Origin of the sequence: Microbacterium sp. NPDC056003 (assembly GCF_042274785.1) — a bacterium.
Lineage (GTDB): Bacteria > Actinomycetota > Actinomycetes > Actinomycetales > Microbacteriaceae > Microbacterium.
The window spans coordinates 461,239-463,609 of record NZ_JBHJXQ010000003.1 but is presented as its reverse complement, the minus strand read 5'-3'; the positions used below and the strand labels follow the sequence as shown (position 1 = coordinate 463,609).

Below are 2,371 nucleotides of genomic sequence, written 5' to 3'. Positions count from 1 at the left end.
CCCACCACGACCCCGCCCTCGTTTTACACCCCCCTGCGTTCCGTTACCCAACCCCCCCCCCGCCGGGGGGCCCCCGCCGCCGGGGGGCCCCCCCGCGCCTCACCTCCCGAGAGAGGACACCGCGTTGACTGAGACGCTCCGCATCGCCATGATCGGCCACGGCTTCATGGGCGCCGCACACTCACAGGGCTGGCGCGTCGCCCCCCGTTTCTTCGATCTTCCGCTCGAGCCCGAGATGAGCGTCGTCGTGGGCCGCAATGCAGCCACGGTCGAGGCATCCGCCCGCAAATGGGGCTGGGCCGAGTCAGCCACCGACTGGCGCGAGGTCATCGCCCGCGACGACATCGACGTCGTCGACGTGGTGACCCCGGGCAACACGCACGCCGAGATCGCCATCGCGGCGCTGGAAGCCGGCAAGCACGTCCTGTGCGAGAAGCCGCTCGCCAACTCCGTCGCCGAGGCCGAGGCGATGGCCGCGGCCGCCACCGCTGCGTCGGCCCGCGGCATCCGCTCGATGGTCGGCTTCACCTACCGGCGGGTTCCGGCGACCACGTTCGCCCGCGACCTCGTCGCCGCCGGACGCATCGGCGAGATCCGCCAGGTGCGCGCGGAGTACCTGCAGGACTGGCTCATGGATCCCGAGGGGCCGATGACGTGGCGCCTCGACAAGGACCTCGCCGGTTCAGGTGCTCTGGGCGACATCGGCGCCCACGCGATCGACCTCACCGAGTACATCACCGGACAACGGGTGACCTCGGTGTCGGGCATCGTCGAGACGCTGGTCTCGGAGCGCCCGCTGCTCGGCGAGGGGATCGGCCTGTCGGGAACGGCCTCGGCCGAGCGCGGCACGGTCACGGTCGACGACGTCGCACTGTTCACCGGCCGCCTGGAGTCGGGTGCGCTCGCCTCGTTCGAGGCGACCCGCTTCCGCACGGGGCGCAAGAACGCCCTGCGCATCGAGATCTCGGGCTCGAAGGGGGCGATCGCCTTCGACCTCGAGCGTCTCAACGAGCTCGAGTTCTACGACGCGACGCTGCCCGAGACCGGTCTCGGATTCCAGCGCATCCTCGTCACCGAGCACGATCACCCCTACCTCGCCCCCTGGTGGCCGACCGGTCATATGCTCGGCTACGAGCACGGCTTCTCGCACCAGGTGTACGACTTCGTCACCGCCATCGGCGAAGGAACGCAGCCGCGGCCGTCGTTCGACGACGGACTGCACGTCCAGCGCGTGCTCGACGCGGTCGAGCGCAGCTCGGCGGCCGGGAGCACCTGGGTTCGCGCCGACGACTGAACCCCAACACCGAGAACCGGAGGAACCGCAATGTCGCGACCGATCACCTTGTTCACAGGCCAGTGGGCCGACCTTCCCTTCGAGGAGGTCGCGCGGCTGGCCGGCGAGTGGGGCTATGACGGCCTCGAGATCGCCTGCTGGGGCGATCACCTCGACCCGTGGCGATGGGATGACGACGCCTACGTGCAGTCCCGCCTCGACATCCTCGAGCGCAACGGGCTCAAGGTCTGGGCGATCTCGAACCACCTCAAGGGTCAGGCGGTGTGCGACGACCCGATCGACCAGCGCCACCGCGACATCCTCTCCGACCGGGTGTGGGGCGACGGCGATCCGGAGGGCGTGCGTCAGCGCGCGGCCGAGGAGATGAAGAACACCGCACGCATCGCCGCGAAACTGGGCGTGAAGACCGTCGTGGGGTTCACGGGGTCGTCGATCTGGAAGTACGTGGCGATGTTCCCGCCGGTCTCGCAGGAGGCCGTCGACGCGGGCTACCAGGACTTCGCCGACCGGTGGAACCCGATCCTCGACGTGTTCGACGAGGTCGGCGTGCGTTTCGCGCACGAGGTGCATCCGTCCGAGATCGCCTACGACTACTGGACGACCGTGCGCACGCTCGAGGCGATCGGCCATCGCGAGGCGTTCGGGCTCAACTGGGACCCGTCGCACTTCATCTGGCAGCAGCTCAACCCTGTCGACTTCATCCTCGAGTTCGCCGACCGGATCTACCACGTCGACTGCAAGGACGTGAAGCTCAACCTCGGCAACGGCCGCAACGGGCGGCTCGGATCGCACCTCGCGTGGGCAGACCTGCGCCGTGGCTGGGACTTCGTGTCGACCGGCCGAGGCGACGTGCCCTGGGAGGCCGCGTTCCGCGCCCTCAACCAGATCGGGTACGACGGTCCGATCTCGGTCGAGTGGGAGGACGCCGGCATGGACCGGCTCATCGGCGCCCCGGAGGCGCTCGAGTTCGTCACGCGCAACGCGTTCGCCGCTCCCGAGGCGGCGTTCGACGCGGCTTTCAGCAGCCGCTGACACCAGTAGGCGGGGGTGGGATGCCTCGGCCCGAGGCATCCCACC

Annotated in this window: 2 protein-coding genes; both read left to right on the top strand. The window is 69.6% G+C overall.

What is annotated here, in order from left to right; all coding sequences use genetic code 11:
- Window positions 1-148 precede the first annotated feature (148 nt).
- Window positions 149-1,294: a Gfo/Idh/MocA family protein gene (locus tag ACFC1W_RS14510; protein WP_375994017.1), complete on the top strand. Its 1,146-nt coding sequence runs from the start codon at window positions 149-151 to the stop codon at window positions 1,292-1,294.
- A gap of 30 nt (window positions 1,295-1,324) precedes the next feature.
- Window positions 1,325-2,326: a sugar phosphate isomerase/epimerase gene (locus ACFC1W_RS14505; RefSeq protein ID WP_241111989.1), complete on the top strand. Its 1,002-nt coding sequence runs from the start codon at window positions 1,325-1,327 to the stop codon at window positions 2,324-2,326.
- Window positions 2,327-2,371: the final 45 nt, after the last annotated feature.

Bases quoted from the DNA above. Each gene is read 5' to 3' on its own strand.
- ACFC1W_RS14510 (WP_375994017.1), top strand. From the start codon at position 149: ATGATCGGCCACGGCTTCATGGGCGCCGCACACTCACAGGGCTGGCGC.
- ACFC1W_RS14505 (WP_241111989.1), top strand. From the start codon at position 1,325: ATGTCGCGACCGATCACCTTGTTCACAGGCCAGTGGGCCGACCTTCCC.